General features: G+C 32.1%; 20 protein-coding genes. 10 read left to right on the forward strand and 10 right to left on the reverse strand.

All coding sequences use genetic code 11. The features are described from left to right. The 10 genes from mraY (at nt 1) to RSC72_RS05305 (ending at nt 11,681) form a co-directional block, all read left to right on the forward strand. On the forward strand, nt 1-1,239 hold the full coding sequence (gene mraY / locus RSC72_RS05260) for a phospho-N-acetylmuramoyl-pentapeptide-transferase (protein WP_332543956.1): 1,239 nt from the start codon (nt 1-3) through the stop codon (nt 1,237-1,239). A 1-nt stretch (nt 1,240) separates the two neighbouring features. Then, a complete protein-coding gene (gene murD / locus RSC72_RS05265; RefSeq protein ID WP_332543957.1) occupies nt 1,241-2,575 on the forward strand; it encodes a UDP-N-acetylmuramoyl-L-alanine--D-glutamate ligase in 1,335 nt (444 codons plus the stop codon). A gap of 15 nt (nt 2,576-2,590) precedes the next feature. Further along, entirely contained in the window at nt 2,591-3,790 is a 1,200-nt protein-coding gene (locus RSC72_RS05270) for an FtsW/RodA/SpoVE family cell cycle protein (RefSeq protein WP_332543958.1), read from the forward strand. Then, nucleotides 3,762-4,868: an undecaprenyldiphospho-muramoylpentapeptide beta-N-acetylglucosaminyltransferase gene (gene murG / locus RSC72_RS05275; protein ID WP_332543959.1), complete on the forward strand. Its 1,107-nt coding sequence runs from the start codon at nt 3,762-3,764 to the stop codon at nt 4,866-4,868. The genes RSC72_RS05270 and murG overlap by 29 nt, the downstream gene beginning before the upstream one ends. Then, nucleotides 4,869-6,209 (forward strand): UDP-N-acetylmuramate--L-alanine ligase, encoded by a 1,341-nt coding sequence (gene murC / locus RSC72_RS05280; protein ID WP_332543960.1) that lies wholly within the window; start codon nt 4,869-4,871, stop codon nt 6,207-6,209. It begins immediately after the preceding gene. Next, entirely contained in the window at nt 6,199-6,942 is a 744-nt protein-coding gene (locus RSC72_RS05285; protein ID WP_332543961.1) for a cell division protein FtsQ/DivIB, read from the forward strand. Before murC ends, RSC72_RS05285 begins: the two co-directional genes overlap by 11 nt. Further along, nucleotides 6,929-8,377: a cell division protein FtsA gene (gene ftsA / locus RSC72_RS05290; protein ID WP_332543962.1), complete on the forward strand. Its 1,449-nt coding sequence runs from the start codon at nt 6,929-6,931 to the stop codon at nt 8,375-8,377. The genes RSC72_RS05285 and ftsA overlap by 14 nt, the downstream gene beginning before the upstream one ends. A 46-nt stretch (nt 8,378-8,423) precedes the next feature. Beyond that, nucleotides 8,424-10,271 carry a cell division protein FtsZ gene (gene ftsZ, locus RSC72_RS05295; protein WP_442878295.1) on the forward strand — a complete coding sequence of 616 codons (1,848 nt, stop codon included), beginning with the start codon at nt 8,424-8,426 and terminating at the stop codon, nt 10,269-10,271. A gap of 100 nt (nt 10,272-10,371) precedes the next feature. After that, the gene (locus RSC72_RS05300; RefSeq protein ID WP_332543963.1) at nt 10,372-10,824 is read left to right on the forward strand and encodes a GatB/YqeY domain-containing protein; all 453 of its coding nucleotides are present in this window, start codon (nt 10,372-10,374) and stop codon (nt 10,822-10,824) included. A gap of 335 nt (nt 10,825-11,159) precedes the next feature. Next, nucleotides 11,160-11,681 carry a septal ring lytic transglycosylase RlpA family protein gene (locus tag RSC72_RS05305; protein ID WP_332565877.1) on the forward strand — a complete coding sequence of 174 codons (522 nt, stop codon included), beginning with the start codon at nt 11,160-11,162 and terminating at the stop codon, nt 11,679-11,681. A 129-nt stretch (nt 11,682-11,810) separates the two neighbouring features. Here RSC72_RS05305 and mqo read toward each other — a convergent pair whose 3' ends face one another. The 10 genes from mqo to lptE all read right to left on the reverse strand — a co-directional run bounded on the left by mqo (nt 11,811) and on the right by lptE (nt 21,408). Then, nucleotides 11,811-13,283, reverse strand: coding sequence for a malate dehydrogenase (quinone) (gene mqo / locus RSC72_RS05310; protein WP_332565876.1), 1,473 nt, complete (start codon nt 13,281-13,283; stop codon nt 11,811-11,813). 135 nt (nt 13,284-13,418) lie between these two features. Continuing rightward, on the reverse strand, nt 13,419-13,898 hold the full coding sequence (locus RSC72_RS05315; RefSeq protein WP_332544786.1) for an RDD family protein: 480 nt from the start codon (nt 13,896-13,898) through the stop codon (nt 13,419-13,421). Between the two features lie 170 nt (nt 13,899-14,068). Further along, nucleotides 14,069-15,694: a chaperonin GroEL gene (gene groL / locus RSC72_RS05320; RefSeq protein ID WP_332544785.1), complete on the reverse strand. Its 1,626-nt coding sequence runs from the start codon at nt 15,692-15,694 to the stop codon at nt 14,069-14,071. Nucleotides 15,695-15,737: 43 nt separating this feature from the next. Beyond that, the gene (locus RSC72_RS05325) at nt 15,738-16,094 is read right to left on the reverse strand and encodes a four helix bundle protein (protein ID WP_332544784.1); all 357 of its coding nucleotides are present in this window, start codon (nt 16,092-16,094) and stop codon (nt 15,738-15,740) included. Between the two features lie 33 nt (nt 16,095-16,127). After that, entirely contained in the window at nt 16,128-16,406 is a 279-nt protein-coding gene (locus tag RSC72_RS05330; RefSeq protein WP_332544783.1) for a co-chaperone GroES, read from the reverse strand. A 159-nt stretch (nt 16,407-16,565) separates the two neighbouring features. Then, nucleotides 16,566-18,806, reverse strand: a complete 2,241-nt coding sequence (locus tag RSC72_RS05335) for a zinc-dependent metalloprotease (RefSeq protein WP_332544782.1) — start codon at nt 18,804-18,806, stop codon at nt 16,566-16,568. Between the two features lie 28 nt (nt 18,807-18,834). Then, nucleotides 18,835-19,260, reverse strand: a complete 426-nt coding sequence (locus RSC72_RS05340) for a hypothetical protein (protein ID WP_332544781.1) — start codon at nt 19,258-19,260, stop codon at nt 18,835-18,837. A 92-nt stretch (nt 19,261-19,352) separates the two neighbouring features. Further along, nucleotides 19,353-19,706 (reverse strand): preprotein translocase subunit SecG, encoded by a 354-nt coding sequence (secG, locus tag RSC72_RS05345; RefSeq protein ID WP_332544780.1) that lies wholly within the window; start codon nt 19,704-19,706, stop codon nt 19,353-19,355. 4 nt (nt 19,707-19,710) lie between these two features. Continuing rightward, nucleotides 19,711-20,865 carry a tetratricopeptide repeat protein gene (locus tag RSC72_RS05350; protein ID WP_332544779.1) on the reverse strand — a complete coding sequence of 385 codons (1,155 nt, stop codon included), beginning with the start codon at nt 20,863-20,865 and terminating at the stop codon, nt 19,711-19,713. A gap of 21 nt (nt 20,866-20,886) precedes the next feature. After that, on the reverse strand, nt 20,887-21,408 hold the full coding sequence (gene lptE / locus RSC72_RS05355; RefSeq protein WP_332544778.1) for an LptE family protein: 522 nt from the start codon (nt 21,406-21,408) through the stop codon (nt 20,887-20,889).

Here is a 21,408-nt window from a genome sequence, read left to right on the forward strand (position 1 = left end):
ATGCTATACTATTTATTTGATTATTTAGAAGGTATCCATTTTCCAGGAGCGAGAATGTTTCAATACACATCTTTTCGCGCAGGAATGGCAATTTTATTGGCAATGTTTATTAGCTTATTTTACGGAAAACGAATTATCAGTTATTTACGTAAAGAGCAAATGGGCGAAATTGTTCGAGATTTAGGTCTTAAAGGACAAATAGAAAAAGCAGGAACGCCAACAATGGGTGGTTTAATTATCATCATGGCAACATTAATTCCGACAGTACTATTTGCACGACTAGACAATATTTATATCATCATTCTTTTAGTCTCAATGATTTGGTTGGGAGTAATTGGTTTTTTAGATGATTATATCAAAGTCTTTAGAAAAAACAAAGAAGGATTAAAAGGTAAATTCAAAATTTTAGGACAAGTTGGTCTTGGAGTTGTCGTAGGATTAATGCTTTATTTTAGTCCAACAGTTACAGTAAAACATCAAGAAAATAAAGTAAAAGTTCCTGCAGGGACGGAACAAACAGAATATAAACCAATTAAATTTGGTTCAGAAGAAAAAACGTTAGAAACAACAATGCCATTTGTAAAAGGAAACGAATTTAGTTATTCGGATATTTTATTTTGGATGGATGCACAAGATCGTCCAGTTTGGGCAGTTGCATCAATATTTATTTTTGCTGTAATTTTTATCATCACAGCAGTTTCTAATGGAGCTAATTTAACAGATGGTATTGATGGTTTAGCAGCAGGTAGTTCAGCCGTAATTATGGCTGCCATTGCAGTGTTTGTTTTTGTATCAGGAAACCTAATGTTTGCAGATTATCTCAACATTATGTTTATTCCTCGCTCAGAAGAAGTCCTAATTTTTTGTGGCGCATTTCTAGGAGGATTAATAGGTTTTATTTGGTACAATACCTATCCAGCTCAAGTATTCATGGGAGATACAGGGAGTTTGACAATCGGAGGAGTTATTGCGGTTTTAGCAATTATTGTTCGTAAAGAGTTATTATTACCAATTTTATGCGGAATTTTCTTTGCAGAAAGTTTATCAGTAATGCTTCAAGTATCTTATTTTAAATACACGAAGAAAAAATTTGGTGAAGGACGAAGAATCTTTTTGATGTCGCCATTGCATCATCATTATCAGAAATTAGGTTATCACGAAAGTAAAATTGTGGTAAGAGCAATTATCATCGGAATCATATTAGCGGTAATCAGTATTATTACCTTAAAGATTAGATAAAATGAAAAGATTAGTCATTTTAGGAGGAGGAGAAAGCGGTGTAGGAACTGCAATTCTTGCCAAAAAGGAAAATTTTGATGTTTTCCTTTCAGATAGAGGATTAATAAAAGAAAAATATAAACAACTTTTAGAAGAATACGGGATTGTTTACGAAGAAGGTCAGCATACAGAAGAATTAATCTTAAATGCTGATGAAGTAATGAAAAGTCCAGGTATTCCGAAAAAAGCAGAGCTAATTCAGAAATTAGAAGAAAAAGGAGTTTCAATTGTTTCTGAAATTGAATTTGCATCTCGTTATACAGATGCGAAAATTATTGCGATAACAGGATCTAATGGTAAAACAACAACAACAAGTTTGATGTACCATATTCTAAAGCAAGCTGGATTAAATGTAGAATTAGGTGGTAACATAGGCAAAAGTTTTGCGAAATCTGTAGCAGAAGATAACTTCGATTATTATGTATTAGAAGTAAGTAGTTTTCAGTTAGACGATATCAAAACAAGTTTCAAACCGTATGTTGCAATTTTGTTAAACATTACACCAGATCATTTAGACCAATACAATTATCAGTTTGATTTGTATGCACAGTCTAAATTCAGAATTACAATGAACCAAGATGAGAACGATTATTTTATTTACAATCTAGACGATCCAAAAACAATGGAGATGATTGACCAAATAACAATTCGTTCAATTCGAAAACCGTTCACTATGATGGATGCAACTCAAGACGCATACGCCAACAACGAATTGTTCACAGTAAAGGAAACAAATGGTGATTTTTCGATGAATGTTAACGAATTAGGATTAATTGGTAAACACAATGTTTCCAATTCTTTAGCAGCTGCCGTTGCAGCAAAAATTATTAATATTCATAACGAAAAACTGAAAGCGAGTTTATCCGATTTCAAATCAGTAGAACATCGTTTAGAGCCAGTTTTAACAATTGGAGGTATAGATTTTATCAACGATTCTAAAGCAACCAATGTTAATGCAACCTATTTTGCATTAGAAAGCATGACAAAACCTGTTGTTTGGATTGTTGGAGGAACAGATAAAGGAAACGACTATAACGAAGTTTTACCTTTCGTAAAAAAGAAAGTAAAAGCAATTGTTTGTTTGGGTGTTGATAATCAAAAAATAATTGATTTTTTTAGTCCTTACATCGATACAATTGTAGAAACCAATACGATGAAAGATTGTGTAGAGCAATCATACAAATTAGCAAGTAAAGGAGAAACAGTTTTACTATCACCAGCTTGTGCAAGTTTCGATTTGTTTAAAGGATATGAAGATCGAGGAGATCAATTTAAAGAAAACGTAAGAAAATTATAATAACTAAACCAACCAATGGGGAACCTAGTTCAAAAATATTTTAAAGGCGATAAACCGCTTTGGTCTTTCATTTTATTGTTAGCCCTATTTTCATTCTTACCTGTATATTCAGCAAGTTCTAACTTGGTGTATACAGTTGGGTCGGGAACTATTTTTGGACATTTAGGTAAACATGCAGGTATTTTATTAGTAGGTCTATTAATTATATATGGTTTACAACGAGTAGATTATCGTTGGTTTGGTTTACTAGCTTTAAGTGCAGTCATATTACTCTCTATTGTATTATTCTTTACCTTGATTCAAGGACAGACAATTGGAGGAGCAAATGCAGCACGTTGGTTAACTATTCCGGGAACAGGAATTGGAATTCAACCCTCAATGATTGCATCACAGGCATTACTTATTTATATAGCTCGTTATTTGACAAAAAATAGAGATAAGGAATATACATGGAAAAACACGTTTTTACCATTATTCCTACCAATGATTGTAATTATAGGATTAATTTTTCCATCAAATGGATCAACAGCGTTAATGTTGGCTGGTATGTGTGGATTATTATTAATAATTGGAGGATTCCCATTCAAGTATTTATTTGTTATAGCAATGACAGGTATAGTTTTAGGTGGAGGATTTGTTTGGTTAGCACTTTCGAAGCCAGATTTAGTTTCAAACTCTCGTGTACATACATGGATGTCGCGTATAGAGAAATTTAATGATGATTCTGGATTAGAAAGTTATCAAGTATTACATGCCAAAGCAGCAATTGCAAGAGGATTGAATGAAATGGCTGGACCAGGAAAAAGTGTTTTTAAACAAACTTTACCTCAATCTTCATCCGATTTTATCTTCGCAATTATTGTAGAAGAGTATGGCGCAATCGGAGCAATATTATTAATCGGAATATTTTTATTGATATTATTACGAATTTGTATCATTGCATCAAAAATACACACCATTTTTGGTACGCTACTTGTATTTGCAGTCGGCTTGCCAATTATTATACAAGCAATGGTAAATATGGCGGTTGCCGTAAATTTGATTCCAGTAACTGGTCAGCCATTACCAATGATTAGTTACGGAGGAACATCCATTTGGATGACATGTATTTCTTTCGGAATTATTTTGAGTGTTAGTACTCAGATAAAATCGCAAGAAGAGTTAGAAAAAGATAGAAAAGAATTAAGTGAAGAATACATCGAAGACATCGCCTAAAGTTTTAATAAGCGGCGGCGGAACAGGTGGACATATATATCCAGCCATTGCAATTGCAGACGAAATAAAAAGACGTTTGCCAGATGCACAGATTTTGTTTGTAGGAGCAGAAGGAAGAATGGAAATGGAAAAAGTGCCAAAAGTTGGTTATGCAATCAAAGGTTTACCAATTTCTGGATTTGACAGAAGCAACATGAAAGCGAATTTAAAATTTCCTTTCAAATTGATAAAAAGTTTAAATCTTGCAAAAAAAATCTACAACGATTTTCAACCAGATTTAGCTGTTGGGACAGGAGGTTATGCGAGTGGACCAATGTTGTGGGTAGCGGGAAGTAAAAATGTTCCGATTTTATTACAAGAACAGAATTCATTTCCGGGAGTTACCAACAAAATTTTGAAAAATAAAGCTGCCGCAATTTGTACGGCTTACGAAGGAATTACACAATTTCCTCAACAAAAAGTACATTATACGGGAAACCCGATTCGTGCAGAGATTTTTCAGAATTTACCTACAAAAGCAGAAGCAATTTCAGCTTTTGGATTAGATCCAGAAAAAGCAACAATTTTATCAGTTGGTGGTTCACAAGGATCAAGAGCAATGAATAATGCTTGGTTAGAAAACCTTGAAGATTTTGTTGCAAGTGGCGTTCAGTTAATTTGGCAAACAGGAAAGTTAGATTATCAAAAAATCAAAGATTTGGTTGGCGATAAATATCCAACAATTCATGTTACCGAATTTATTTATAACATGAAAGATGCGTATGCAGCTTCGGATATGATTGTTTCTCGCGCAGGAGCTATGGCAATTTCAGAATTATGTATTGTCGGAAAAGCAACAATTTTATTGCCTTTACCAACAGCAGCAGAAGATCATCAAACCAAAAATGCAGAAGCATTAGTCGAGAAAGATGCAGCAATTATGGTAAAAGATATTGATGCAAAACAAAATTTAGTCAAAGAAGTAATCGCTTTGGCAAACAATGAAGAATTAAAAAATAAATTATCTCAAAATATAAAGCAATTAGGAAAACCTAATGCGACAAAAGAGATTGTAGATATATTATTGAATTTATTATAAATGAATATTTTAGATAAAACATATTATTATTTCATCGGTGCAGGAGGAATCGGAATGAGTGCTTTGGAACGTTTTTTCAAATCAATCGGGAAAGATGTGGCTGGTTACGACAAAACGCAAACTGAGCTAACAACTGATTTGATTGCTGAAGGAATTAATATTCATTTCGAAGATAACATCGATTTAATTCCAACAGGAATTAACCAAGAAAATACGTTGGTAATTTATACGCCAGCGGTACCAAAAGATCATGTAGAGTTAAATTATTTTTTAGCAAATGATTTTAAAGTAATGAAGCGTTCTGAAGTTTTAGGTGAAATTACCAAACATACCTACAATATTGGTGTAGCGGGAACACATGGTAAAACAACGACTTCGTCTATTTTAGGACATATTCTAAAAGTTGCGAATGTAGAATCAACAGCGTTTTTAGGTGGAATTGCAGAGAATTATGATTCTAATATCATCTTAAATGGTTCTAAATATACAGTTGCAGAAGCAGACGAATTTGATCGTTCTTTTTTAAGATTATCTCCCAAATTAGCTATTATTACGAGTGATGATGCAGATCATTTGGATATTTATGGAGAACGTGATGAGGTAAAAAAATCGTTTCAAGAATTTGCAGCAATTGTAGAAGAAAAATTATTTGTTCACAAAGGCTTACCATTTGATAATGCGTTGACTTACGGTGTTAATTTGGATGCAGATTACGATGCGCACAATGTAAGAATTATAGACGGGCACTATGTGTTTGATGTAAATACACCAAATGGAGTGCTGACAGATATTGGTATTTTATTACCAGGACATCACAACATGGAAAACGCAGTTGCAGCTTTGGCTGTAGCAGATTACATGGGGATTTCGCACGATAAAATAAAAGAAGCGTTGACAACTTTTGTTGGAGTAAAAAGACGTTTTAATCGTTTCGAGATTAATGGTAAAATTTACATTGACGATTATGCACATCATCCAACAGAATTAGATGCTGCAATTCGTTCAGTTCGCGAATTATATCCAGGTAAAAAAGTGTTAGGAGTTTTTCAACCACATTTATTTACACGTACGCGTGATTTTGTAGATGAATTCGGAACAAGTTTAAGTCAATTAGATAGCCTTATTTTGTTGGATATTTATCCTGCAAGAGAGCTACCAATCGAAGGTGTAACTTCAAATTGGTTGTTAGAAAAGGTAGATTTAAAAGAAAAAATAGTATCTTCATTAGCTGATAGTTTAGAGCATATCAAAAAACAAGATTTTGATGTACTTTTAACTCTTGGAGCAGGTAATATTGATACAATTGTTAAACCAATTAAAAAATGGTTAGGTGAAGCGTAAATTAAAAATCATAAAAGTGGTTTTTGGAGTTGCATTGCTTATTGCTTTAATAAGTTTTACTGTAATTCATAATGCTTCACGTAAAGTGGAAAAATTGGACGTGGCTTTTGTTCAGCCAGTTGAAAACTATTTTATCAACGATAGTGTGATAAGAGAAGTGATTAACAAAGATGATAAAGACATCTTAAAACAAACGTTGAGCGAAGTTGACGTAAAAAAAATAGAAGAAAAAGTAAGTAAAAGCCCATATGTTGATTCTGTACAAGTAAGTAAAGATATCAACGGACATTTACGACTTGATATTAAAGCAAATAAGGCAGTAGCTCGAATTAGTGCGCCGAAAAATGAATTTTATTTGACAGAAAAAGGAACTAAAATGCCTTTATCAAAATTAAGTTCGGCAAATGTAATTTTAGTCTCTGGAGATGTAAAACCGAATGAATATGAGGAATTAAGTAAATTTGTACAAGCTTTAAAAGCAGACGATTTATTGAAAAATCATATCATTGCAGTTCAAAAAGTAGGACAACGTTCATATAATTTAATAGTTAACACAGGAAATTATTACATAGAATTAGGAACATTAAACAATTTTGAACAAAAGTTACATAACCTAAAGTTGTTCTATAATCAATACATCGATTATATCGGAACTGGAGATTATGAAAAGTTAAGCTTAAAATTTGTCAATCAAGTTGTAGCAACCAAACGTATAAAAAATGGAGAACAATAGTAACATTGCAGTTGGTCTAGACATAGGGACTACTAAGATTGTAGCGCTAGTCGGAAGAAAAAATGAAAATGGAAAAATAGAAATTCTTGGTCACGGACAAGCCAAAAGTTTGGGTGTGCACAGAGGTGTTGTAAACAATATTACACAAACCATTAATTCTATAAAAGAAGCAATAGAAAAAGCTGAACGTGCATCTGGTATAAAAATTACAGATGTTACTGTAGGTATTGCTGGACAACATATTCGTAGTTTACAACACAGTGATTATATTACACGTACTAATTCTGAAGATGTTATTGATGATAATGATCTAAAACTATTAACAAATCAAGTTTATAAATTGGTTATGTTACCAGGAGAAGAAATTATCCATGTACTTCCTCAAGATTTTAAAGTAGATAACGAAGGTGAAATTAGAGAACCAATCGGAATGTACGGAAGTCGTTTGGAGGCTAATTTTCATGTTGTTGTAGGGCAAGTTTCATCTATCCGAAATATTGCACGTTGTGTAAAAGCTGCTGGTTTGCGTTTGGCTAGCATTACTTTAGAACCAATTGCATCATCTAGTGCGGCACTTAGCGAGGAAGAAAAAGAAGCAGGAGTTGCTTTGATTGATATAGGAGGTGGAACAACAGATATTGCAATTTTCAAAGACAATATTATTCGTCATACATCAGTAATTCCTTTCGGAGGAAATGTAATTACAGATGATATAAAAGTAGGATGCTCTATTATCGGAAAACAAGCCGAAGCTCTAAAAGAAAAATTTGGATCTGCTTGGCCGGGAGAAAATAAAGAATCAGAAATCGTTTCAATTCCAGGATTAAAAGGACGTGAAGCAAAAGAAATATCGTTAAAAAGATTATCACAAATAATTCATGCACGTGTTCAAGAAATTTTAGAACAAGTTTATTTAGAATTAAAAAATTACGGTTGCGAAGATCAAAATAAAAAATTGATTGCAGGAATTGTATTAACAGGAGGAGGATCAAAACTAAAACATATTCGTCAATTAACAGAATATGTAACAGGAATGGATGTGCGTATTGGTTACTCTAACGAACATATTGTTGGTGCAAAAGCAGAAGAGATTTCTGGACCAGAATATGCTACATCTGTCGGATTATTGATGAAAGGTTTAGAAGAATTAGAATCTAACTATCAAAGAGAAATTTTTGAAACACCTGTTATTAATAATTTAAACAATCAATCTGAAATTGAAATCGGTATTCGCCCAGAACAAAAAAAGATTGTACAAGAAATAGAAGTTGAGGTAGAAAAACCAATCGAAAGACCAAAACGAGAAAATAGTGTAGATGAATTATTAGACGAAGAAGTTGGTGATAAAAAAGCAACTAAATCTAAACCAGAAAAGAAAAATTTCTTTTCAAAATGGACAGATAAATTCATTCAAATGATCAACGAAACAGAATAATAAGAATATAACCAAATAAATTACGAACCAATTTAATAAGAAGAATATGAGTGATATGTTAACAGGAGATATTGTGTTCAACTTGCCGAAAAGTCGCTCCCAAGCGATCAAAGTAATCGGTGTAGGAGGTGGAGGTAGCAATGCTGTAAACTACATGTTTGAACAAGGAATCGCGGGTGTACAATTCGTGATTTGTAATACAGATTCACAAGCTTTGGCAAATAGTCCAGTTCCGACAAGAATTCAATTAGGACAAGCTATTACCGAAGGATTAGGTGCAGGTGCAAACCCAGAAGTGGGAGAGCAAGCTGCAATAGAAAGTATGGAAGAAGTAAAAGCAGTTTTAGACGAAGGTACTAAAATGGTTTTTATAACAGCCGGAATGGGTGGAGGAACAGGAACTGGAGCTGCTCCAGTAATTGCAGGTATCGCCAAAGAAATGGATATCTTAACAGTAGGTATTGTAACAGCGCCATTCTTTTTCGAAGGAAGAATGAGGTTGGAACAAGCTGAAAAAGGTATCGAAAATTTAAGAAAAAATGTTGATTCATTAATCGTTATTAACAACGATAAATTACGTGAATTATACGGAAACTTAGGTTTCAAAAACGGATTCTCTAAAGCAGATGAGGTTTTAACAACTGCAGCCAAAGGTATAGCAGAAGTTATTACACAACATTATGCTATGAATATCGATTTACGTGATGCGCGTACAGTACTTAAAAATTCTGGTACAGCAATCATGGGATCTGCAAGAGGTTCTGGAGAAAATAAAGCAAAAGATGCAATTTCTGCAGCTTTAGATTCACCATTACTTAATAACAATAAAATTACAGGAGCTCGCAATGTATTGTTGTTAATTTTATCTGGTAATAACGAAATTACAATGGATGAAATTGGAGTAATCAACGACTACATTCAACAAGAAGCTGGTAACAGCGCCAACATTATTATGGGTATTGGTGAAGAGCTAGATTTAGGAGACGAAATTTCTGTAACTGTTGTTGCGACAGGTTTTCCTACAGAAGATCAAACATATACAGGTAAAGAAGAACAAAAAATTGTTCATACTTTAGAAGAAGAACAACCAATAAATAAAACATTATCTGTTGACCAACCATTTGTTAATCGTGTAAAACCAATGACACTAGATTTTGGTAGATCTAATAATTCGACATCGAATTCTGCTCCACAACAAAATCAAACGCCAGAAACACCAACAAATACATATCGTCAGGCAGATACAAACCAAGATTATAATCAATCATATCACAATGCGCCAACACAATCATTGAATGATGATTCGCCAAAAAGATATGTTTTAGATGAGCTTGATGAAGAGCCAATTCAAGATAAAAAATCATACGATGATTTCGAACCACGTTTAAAATCAGATTTTAATCGTCCTCAAGAACCGACAAATCAAGCGCCAACTAATCAAACATATAATTCATATTCTAATCCAGTTGCTTCGGAACAGTCTAATTATCCACAAAATAATTATTCAGGTTATCAAGCACCAAAATCAGAAACGTTTAATATTGATCAAACTCAAACTTCAACTAATTATGCAAATACAGCCTCTTCAGAAGAGCAGCAAGTAGCAATAGAAGTTGATCCGTTTAGCAAACCAATAGAACAATCTACGGATAGCGATTTGAATAATGTGATTGAGGAAAGAAGAAATCGATTGAAACAATTTAATTTTAAATTTAACAATACGATGACTAATTCTCAAGTAGACGAATACGAAGCTATACCAGCTTACAAGCGTCAAGGACTTAATTTGGCAGACCGTAATGAGAATCAATCATCAGATTTCTCTGTCGGAACAAATCGTAATAACGATACACAAATTCGACCAAATAATTTTTTACACGATAATGTAGATTAATTATAGTCACTCGTAAAATATATTCTTATTATAGAAAAGGTTCATCACTTTTGTGATGAGCCTTTTTTTGTCTTAAATTTGTAGTCTAAAAGCAAAACTCATGAATTTAGAAACCCAAATAATGGGGCAATTAAAAGAGGCTATGAAAGCTAAAAATACAATTGCCTTAGAAGCTTTAAGAGCTGTAAAATCTGAATTATTATTAGCAAAAACATCTGGAGCTGGTAGCGAATTATCGGAAGATCAAGAAATTGCTCTATTGCAAAAATTAGTAAAACAGCGCAAAGAAGCTGCAGAACAATTTGAAGCAAATGATAGAAAAGAGTTAGCAGAAAAAGAGTTAGCGCAAGCAGAAGTTATTCAACAATTTTTACCTGCACAGTTAACAGATGAAGAATTAACTGTAGCAATACAAGACATTGTTGCAGAAGTTGGTGCCACTTCTCCTAAAGATATGGGAAAGGTGATGGGAGCAGCTTCATCTAAACTTGCTGGTAAAGCAGAAGGAAAGTTAATTTCAGCTAAAGTAAAAGAGATTTTAGCAAGTTTATAATTGATTTTTAATCACTTAAAAATTAAGAAAAGGTAAAACTAGACTAGTTTTACCTTTTTTGTTACCTTTTTTGTTACCTATTTGAATAAAATTCACTAAATCTTTAAAATACATAAATCAGTGATTTTTAGCAATAAAAACGATTTAAATGGATAATAGCCAAAATTATTGTGATATTGACTTTAATTTAACAATTAATTAACAAATCGCTGTGTTGTACTGATATTGCTTGGTTGGAAGGAAAAAAAGATTAGAAATCAATCGATTAGAATAATTCTAAATAAGAAGGCATTTCTACTCGTAAATTTGCAACGTAATCAGAAAATATCTAAAGGATGACGAAAAGCATTACAGCTTTTATAGCTTTGTTAATGATTTTTCCAATAGCAAACGCTGATGGTAAAATTTTTAAAGACGCTGGTAAGAATGATACAATTATTATGCCAGTTTCAGAGAAAAGGTTTAGTGAAGAAATTGATAATGATACCATCAAAAAAGATACATTATCAGTGGAAGATGAAAAAAAGGTTGAAGACATTTTAGAGAGCACTGCTCATGAAATATCAACAGGAGTTGTTTCTTGGTATGGAGGCAAATTCCACGGACGCAAGACAGCAAGTGGTGAAAAGTATGACAAAGATGAACTAACTGCTGCCCATAAGTCTTTACCATTTGGTACAAAAGTAAAAGTTACGAATATCAGAAACGGTAAATCTGTGGTTGTAGAAATCAACGACAGAGGTCCATATGCTAAATCTAGAGTTTTAGACTTAAGTCAAGCAGCATTCAGCGAAATTGGTCACACAAATACAGGTGTGATGCAAGTTGAATACGAAATTATGAAAAGCGAAGACTAAGCTAAAATGTTCGGAAAAAGAATAAGAAAGGTTTAAGATTAAGTTCTTAAACCTTTTTTTTATGATTAATCATAAAAAAAATCCTGATAAACTAAATTATCAGGATTTATATAGTTGTAAATCTATTTGTTAATCTAAAATTTTAAGTACTTTAGTTGTACGTGCTCTAGAAGCATCAACTAATTCTACTTTTGCTAAATCCTCTCCATGAGAAGGAATCATTTCTTTGATAAGTGGATTCCATTCATTCATCAACACAGGGAAACATTGTCCTAATAAATCAAGCATAGCACTTACAGATGTAGATGCACCAGGAGAAGCGCCTAATAAGGCAGAAATTGATCCATCTTGAGATGTTACGATTTCAGTACCAAATTTTAAAACACCTTTTCCATTTTGATTTTCGATAACTTGTACTCGTTGACCAGCTGTTTGTTCAAACCAATCTTCGATTCTAGCTTCGGGATAATATTCTCTTAATGATTCTATTTTCTGAGCTTTTGATAACATGACTTGCTCAATCAAATATTTTGTTAAATCTATATTGTTGATTCCACAATTCATTAAAAAACCTACATTACCTAAGTTTACAGATTTTAATAAATCGCAGTTTGATCCATATTTTAAGAATTTTGTAGAAAAAGTAGCAAATGGTCCAAATAACAATGATTGTTTACCATCAATAACACGTGTATCTAAGTGAGGTACAGACATTGGTGGAGCACCAATTTTTGCTTTTCCATAAACTTTTGCATGATGTTTTTTGATTACTTCTTCATTTTGACAAATTAACCATTGTCCACCAACTGGGAAGCCTCCAAATTTTTTGGCTTCTGGAATACCAGATTTCTGTAAAGATAAAATTGCACCACCACCAGCACCAATAAATACAAAATCTGCATTAACAGATTTATTATTTCCTGATTTTAAATCTTTCACTTTAATAGCCCATTTTCCATTACTTAAACGAGTTAAATCTTTTACCTCGTGTTCAGTTTCTAATGTAATTTCGTTTTTAGCTAAAAGACCTTTAAAAATTTGGCGTGTTAATTCTCCAAAATTAACATCAGTACCTAAATTCATGTGTGTTGCAGCAACCTTTTCACCAGAAGTTCTACCTTCTACAATTAATGGAGACCATTCTTTGATTTTTGCAAAATCTTCAGAATATTCCATTTCTTTAAATAAAGGATGTTGTGATAGTTTTTCGTAACGTTTTTTCAAGAAATTTACATCGTCATCTCCCCAAACAAAAGACATGTGTGGAGTTGGGCGTAAAAATTTTTCTGGAGAAGAAACGTAATTATTTTCAACTAAGTAAGACCAAAACTCTTTCGAAGTTTCAAATTGTTTTGCAATATTTATTGCTTTATCAATGTTAACAACTCCATTTTTGTCAATTGGTGTATAATTTAATTCACAAAAAGCAGAGTGACCCGTACCAGCATTATTGAAAGCATCAGAACTTTCAAATCCAATCTTGTCTAATTTTTCGAAAACAGAAATTTTAATTGCCGGGTTTATTTTTTTAAGAAGTATGCTCAATGTAGCACTCATTATTCCAGCACCAATTAATACTACCTCTTGAGGTTGTTTTTCCATTTTTCAAAAATATAATTTCATTACAAAGGTATTAATAAATAGCCTTTTTTGCGAAGTAATACGCAGAAAAAACAATGATTTTTTACATAAATTATTTTTTCGCTAGATTTTGAATGGTAATTTTTTTATAAAAAATTACTCAATCTCTGTCTTTCCAAGACTTTCAATACTGTCTTGTTGTGATAAATCGGCTTCAAACGCTTTTTTATTGACAACTGTAGTTTTCGAAATTGTATCATGAAATCCACCCCCGAATAAAAAAGATAGTTGGTCAAAAGGTATTAATCGACATAAATTACGAATTAAATAATTTTTTGCTAAAGGCTCACTTCCATCAATCATCACTACTTTTGTACCTGTTATAAATTTTCCGACAGAACGACCTTTTGTAATGACTTCCATTAAAAAATAAACTCCAACAAAGCCTAAATACATTAATAAATCAAGTATTATATTGTCTTCAGAAAAATTGATGGCAAATAATTCTAGTACAAGATAAATTACTGTTATTATAATAATTAGAATAATAACTACTGTGGCTAAATCTATGAAATAATTTGCTATTCGTAATCCTTTGTTTGCTTTGTGTTCGCCAACTTTATAATCTTGGTACATAGTGTTTTGTGTTAATTGATTGTAAATATATGATATAAATTTTTAAATGTAAAAGATCGTTCTGTTTTCTGAGTGGCTTTTTGCTTTAACACAAAAAATTTTTAAAACAAAAAAAGAGTAGTAATCAATGATTACTACTCTTTTTAATTTATATTTTTATGAGTTGATGATTACATCATTCCTGGCATTCCGCCACCCATTGGCATAGCAGGCTCATCTTTTTTAATTTCTGTAACTACAGCTTCAGTTGTAATTAACATACCTGCAACAGAAGCAGCGTTTTCTAATGCAACACGCGCAACTTTAGTAGGATCTATAACTCCAGCCTCTATCATGTTTACGTATTCGTCAGTTTTTGCATTGTATCCGAAATCTCCTGTTCCTTCTTTTACTTTTGCAACAACTACAGAACCTTCTCCACCAGCGTTATGTACGATTTGGCGTAATGGCTCTTCTACTGCACGCGTTACAATTTTGATACCTGTAGCTTCGTCAGCATTTGTTGTATCAATGTTAGATAAATTACCTAAAGCTCTAACAAAAGCAACACCACCACCAGCAATAATACCTTCTTCTACAGCAGCACGAGTTGCATGTAAAGCATCATCGATACGGTCTTTTTTCTCTTTCATTTCAACCTCAGAAGCAGCACCAACGTACAATACAGCAACACCACCAGCTAATTTAGCTAAACGCTCTTGTAATTTCTCACGATCATAGTCAGAAGTAGTTGTTTCTACTTGTGCTTTGATTTGGTTCACTCTGTTTTTGATTTGTTCTTGATCTCCAGCTCCGTTAACAATAGTTGTATTGTCTTTGTCGATAGAAACTCTTTCTGCTGTACCTAACATTTCTAAAGTAGCAGTTTCTAAAGTAATTCCTTGTTCTTCAGAAATCACTGTACCACCTGTTAAAATAGCGATATCTTGTAACATTGCTTTTCTACGGTCTCCAAAACCTGGTGCTTTAACAGCAGCAATTTTTAAAGAACCTCTTAAACGGTTTACAACTAAAGTAGCTAAAGCTTGACCTTCAACTTCTTCAGAAATGATTAAGAATGGACGACCTGATTGAGCAACTGGCTCTAATAAAGGTAAGATTTCTTGTAAGTTAGAGATTTTTTTCTCACATAATAAAATGTAAGGATTCTCTAATTCAGCAATCATTTTATCTGCATTTGTAACGAAGTATGGCGATTGAAATCCACGATCGAATTGCATTCCTTCTACAACGTCAACATAAGTTTCTGTTCCTTTTGCTTCTTCTACAGTAATTACACCTTCTTTTCCTACTTTAGAAAAAGCTTCTGCGATTAATGAACCGATTGTTTCGTCATTATTTGCAGAAATAGAAGCAACTTGTTTTATTTTTTCTGATGTATCTCCAACTTCTTGAGATTGCTCTTTTAAGTTAGCAACGATAGAAATTACAGCTTTATCAATACCACGTTTCAAATCCATAGGATTTGCACCAGCAGCAACGTTTTTCAACCCTTCGCGAACGATAGCTTGCGCTAAAACCGTTGCAGTTGTAGTCCCGTCACCCGCTACATCATTTGTTTTTGATGCAACTTCTTTTACCATCTGAGCACCTAAGTTCTCGATTGGATCTTCTAATTCGATTTCTTTTGCAACAGAAACTCCATCTTTAGTTACGTGTGGAGCACCGAAAGATTTTTCTAAAACTACGTTACGACCTTTTGGTCCTAAAGTTACTTTAACTGCATTTGCTAATGCATCAACACCTCTTTTTAAAGCGTCTCTTGATTCAATATCGAATTTAATATCTTTTGCCATTTTTGTAATGTTTTAGGCAGTAAGCTTAAAGCTTTATGCTTTTTTACTGCTGGATTAATTTATTTTTAAGCGTATAAATTTTACTTTTTATTGTATTGATTTGTTGATCTAATAAGAGATAATTTTCTTCATTTAAGTAATTTAAATCTTTTGCTAACAAAATCAAATATTCGGTTTCAGTAGCTGATCCTAATGCTATATTTAAGAATTGATTAAATTCTTTGTCGCTATTTCTTCCACAACCTTCTGCTATATTTGTAGGAATTGAAAGTGTTGATCGTCTAATTTGACTAACAAGATTATAAGTTTCATCTTTCGGAAAAGAATTTGAAATTGTATAAATCGTCAATGTTAATTGATGACTTAATTTCCAAATATCATATTTCTTAAAATTTCTCATAGCTTATAGCATAAAGCTTAAAACCTAGAGCAATTAAATAATTGCTAAAATATCAGCCTCACGCATGATTAAGTAATCTTTACCTTCTAATTTTAATTCTGTTCCAGAATATTTTCCGTAAAGTACTTTATCTCCAATTGCAACAGTCATTGGCTCATCTTTTTTACCGTTTCCAACTGCAACTACAATACCTTCTTGTGGTTTTTCTTTTGCAGAATCTGGAATAATAATTCCTGATGCTGTTTTAGTTTCTGCTGGAGCTGGCTCAATAACAACTCTGTCTGCTAATGGTTTAATGTTTAATTGTGACATATTTATATTTTTTATTTTTATTTAATTGTTGCTTTTTATTCAACGAAAAACGTGCCAATACTCTATTTCTGCCATTATGGATTGGTTAATTTAAATCATTAAAAATAAAAATGCCAAGCTGTCAGACAACTTGGCATAGAAGTGCATTATGAGCAATTCTTATTTTTTGATAATTAATTTTTTAGTGAAAGTTTGTCCATCAGATTCGATTGAAATGATATAAACTCCGTTTGTTAAATTAGTCAAATTAATTTGTTGAGATTTTGAAGAATTTAATTTATTTACATAAACTGATCTTCCAGCCAAATCTGTAACTGTAATTTTACCTGTTGTAACTGATTTTGCAAAATCTAAATTAATGATTCCATTTGATGGATTTGGAGAAATAGTCGCTAAATCTTTTCCTTTTATTTCATTTGTAGCTAAAGAACTTTCTATAGAAAAATTAGCAGAGTTAACAGCTAAGAAAACGTTATCAATAGCTTTAATCATAATTCTAGCTTTATCAGTAATTCCTAATCCAGCAGGAACCGTAAATGTATAAGAACCATTATTAGGAACTGTTTCTGCTAAAACATAATCAAACTTTTGTCCGCCATCTACTGATAATAAAATCTTCACGTTTTGTGTATCAATTCCATTTGCATCTGTTCCTGCAACATCCCAATTGATTGTAGCAGAGTTGTCTTGTTTCCAATTTTCAGTGATTGATTGCGAAGTAACTTTGAATGGACCTACATTCTTTACAACTAAAGTAAGGTTTTTACGATCTGTTTGTCCTCCTTTAGGATTGTTATCTCTTGCTAAAATAGAAAACTTTAAAGTACGAGCAACGCTTGGAATAACTTCCCAGTTCATTGGAGCTGGATTTGTATCTAAAGTTAATTTTCCTGCTACAATAGACTGTAAATTAGGAAAATATCTATAACCTTCAGTTGTTGGATTTAGAGATCTAAAAGTTGGTCCTCCCGTATTTGTAGATACAGGTGGTTGCGTAGCTATTTGAGTATCTGTTTGCTCCCAATTGTATGTTAATGCATCTCCATCAAGATCAGTTGCTGTAGCTTCTAATATAAATGCTGTTGAGTGAGGAATGTTGTGAGATAATTTAGAAACTTCAATAATAGGTTCATTATTTCCTGAGTCGGTATTTACTGAACAACTTCCACTTGCAGATTTAATAAAATTATATATATTATTAACACTTACAGTAGAAAAATAAGGGTCACTATTATTTTGGACATTAGGAGGACATATTCCTGCATACGCCATAATTGTACTTCCACTTCCAGGTTCTACAGCTGTTGCACCTGAACGGTTATTTCCACATGAATTGTTAAAAGTATGAGGAGCTCCGAACTGATGACCCATTTCATGTGCTACATAATCGATATAAAAAGGATCATTAATAGGAGCACCTAATCCTGTTACACCTCCAGCTTTACTAGTACTACAAGGGCTTTGTAAATAGGCAACACCTCCACCTCCAGTAGAAAATACGTGACCAACATCATAATTAGCAGTTCCAATTTCTCTATCTAAAACAGTTTGATTTTCTTTTAACATAGCACCTCCACTATTGTTTGTATACTCATCAGTTTTAATGAAAACAATTTTATCATTATTTTCAACTAATTCCATAGTAACACCAAACTCTTTTTCGTAAACACCATTTACGCGTGTCATAGCAACGTTAATAGCAGATAGAACAGCAGCTAATTTTTCTTCATCAGTACCAGATTGTAACCCTGCTTTGTTTATATGATACCTTGAGTATTCTATAGTAGTAGCTAAAGCTAAACGATATTTTCTTAATTTTCCATCATTAGCGGTTTTATTAATAGGTGCATTATCTGTAATCTGGTTGATTAGATTTTGTTGTTGAACATCGTCTGTATGGCAAGTGAAATTAATATTATCATCCACATTTTGTCTGCTGTAAGAGATATAAGTCGATAAATCTTCTGTATAGGCATCAATATAAGAAACTTGATGTCCTTTCTGAATCATAGCACTAAAACCATGATACGGAGAATAGCTAAATCGAATAGAAGATTTTCCGTCAACAGATTTTCCTACATAAGATTTGATTGTATTGAATTTTTCTTGCAATTTAGGCGCCATAATAGACGCCTCTTCAACAGCATATTTTGTTACTTCCCCATTTTCATTCGGAATATTAACAATATGACCAGCAGATTTGCCTTTTACTTGGTTTAAATCGTTTAATAAATTATCAATATTAAGTGTAAATAATTTATACGCTTTTGGTGTACTAGAGCGATCAACTAAATTGGTAGAGTTTACATTTCTTTGATTAATTTCTTTCCAATAATTCTGTTGTCCAAAAGCGGTTGAACAACCTAAAAGTAAAGTTAAAATGATAGATGTTTTCTTCATAATGTGTTATAATTCAAGTGTTAAAATTTTATAATTCAAGTGTTAAATAAACTATTTTTTTAGGAATTTCTATTATTAATAAATTATCTGTATTTGTGAGATCTTGATCTTCGTTTAATATTAATTTTAAAGTATTTTTTTTCGAAATAGAATTTATTTCTGAAATATGATAATTTCCGATGTTTTGTTTACAAATTACAGCAACATTTTTTGTAGAAAAATCAATAATATTTAAAGGAGGATTTCTTTGACCAGGTTTTACTAACGATAATTGAAACGTATTATAATCATCCATATTTGTAAAAACTTGTAATTCTTTTTTACAACTTTCCTCTAAAATAGTGCTTCTTAAAATATTTATTTCTGAGCCTGGAATTACCATAATATTTTTTTGTTGGCTACAGCCTATCGTAAATGAAATTAAAAGAAAGAAAAAGTATATATGTGTTTTCATAAATGATTTATTGTCTAAATTAGTCATAATATATTAATATAAACAAAAAAAGCCTCACAAAATTGTGAGGCTTAGTTATGTAAAATAAATAATTATTTTGTTGGTTGTGCAGGCTGCGCTGGTAATTGTGCTGCACCGTTAGCTGCTGGTTGTGTTGGTAAGTTGTTAGCTGGCGCTGTTACATTTGGTTTAATCGGTTTTAACGCGTTTGGATTTTCGTGTGTTACACCTGCTCCAACGATTAAAACAATAATAGCGATAAATAATCCCCATGTTGTGTTGTCTAAGAATTTGTTTGTTCTTTGAACTCCAAACATTTGGCTTCCTCCACCACCTCCAAAAGTAGAAGATAATCCTCCTCCTTTAGGGTTTTGAGATAAAACTACTAATACCAACAATACGCATAAAATCATGATAATAACCATGAAAAACTGAAATAGTCCCATTTTATTATTTAGAGTTTTTTAAATTTTCAATTCCTTTAATTCGATTTGCAAATAAACTATTTTTTTCTGGATATTTCAAAATTAATATCTTATAAGCTTTAATTGCTTTATCATATTTTTTTTGCTCAATGTAAATTTGAGCTAAAGTTTCGGTCATCAAATCCGAATATTCTTCGCTATTGTGACTGAAATTTGATGAAACTTGGATAGGTGTAATATCCGTTTTTTTCATCGGGATTATTTTTGGATTTTTTTCTAAAAAGTCATCAATCAATTTATATTTTATTTCTCTTTCTGCAGTTTCTTGTTCTGCTTCAATCGTTTTTTTGTCTTTTGATTGTGAAGGAACTTTTTTTAACCAATCCGAAAAAGAAAACGATTCTTTATCCAAATTATTGTTTTCTTTCTTTTCAATTATAGAAGCTTCTTGCTCGATAACGTCTTTTTCTTCTGAAATAATTTCTTCAATAATAACGATAGGTTTTGATATTTCAGTTAAATTATCTTTTTCCGTTTCTAGAATTGTATTTTTTTCTTCTGGTTGAGGTTTTTCAACAGAAATTTCTATTCCAGAAGTTTGTTGCACTGCATTTTCAATTTCTTGAACTGATGTTTGAGGTGCTAATTTATAGGTTTCCACAACTTCGGTTGTCATTTCTGCAACTTGATCCAATTCTTCATCCGAAATAATTTCAACCACATGATCTGTTCTCAATTCAGATTCTTCGGTATCATTTTCAATCATTTCATCTACAAAATCGTTATTGATGTTTTCTTCTTCAATTTGAGAAATAGGCTCAATTTCTAAACGATTGTCTTTTAATTCATCCTTTAATTCTTCTTGATGAATAGACTCATTTTTTTGCTCGATTGTATCTTCCTTTGAAGAATTTTTATGTATATTTTCTACATTTTTTTCTTCTTTAGGAAGTGGTTTCGAATTGATATAATGATACAAATCAACACGATTACTGCTGTGGATAGAAGTTTTGTTTAAATAATCCTCAAATGAAGGATGATTTTCTTTCTTCAAACCATAAAGCAATAGTGCGCGCAAAGTGTAGAAATAAGGATATTTTTCGACTTCTTTTTTTAGAAGTGGTATATCCGATTTATCTACCTCGTACGGATGTGCTACTAAATATTCAATTCTCGTCATTACTCAAATTTAAGTTAAATTTTACCAATCCATCGCAATAGAAGCAAATACTTGATCGCGAATATCGTCGATAATTTTAGGAACAATATTAGGTTCTACATTGCTCAATATTTCGTTTCCGTTATATGGATAAAAAGCAGAAAAAGTACGTTCATAATTTTTAGACTCGTCTTTATTGTTGATATAACGAACTTTTACATAAATAGTTAATTTATTTTCAGCTGCGATGTCATTACTTTGAATAGCCTGTGGAACAACCTCATAACCAGAAATTTCTCCTTCTATAATTAAGTCAGAATTCTCGTTCGAGTTTAATTTTAATTTTGTTCTACTTCTAAAAATATCTTGTATTGCAATTGTTAAATCTTGACTTAAAGTCGGATTTTGTTGTGGTGCATAATTAGGAAAAGTAGCAACATAAATTGTTTGCCAATCGGGTTGAATTGCCGCACCAGAAAGCGAATAGCCTCCCGACATAGATCCACAACCTGATAACGTAAAAATAGCAAAAACGGATAATGCTAAAAATTTTAATCGATTCAT

The organism is Algoriella sp. (genome assembly GCF_036647415.1).
Taxonomy (GTDB): domain Bacteria; phylum Bacteroidota; class Bacteroidia; order Flavobacteriales; family Weeksellaceae; genus Empedobacter.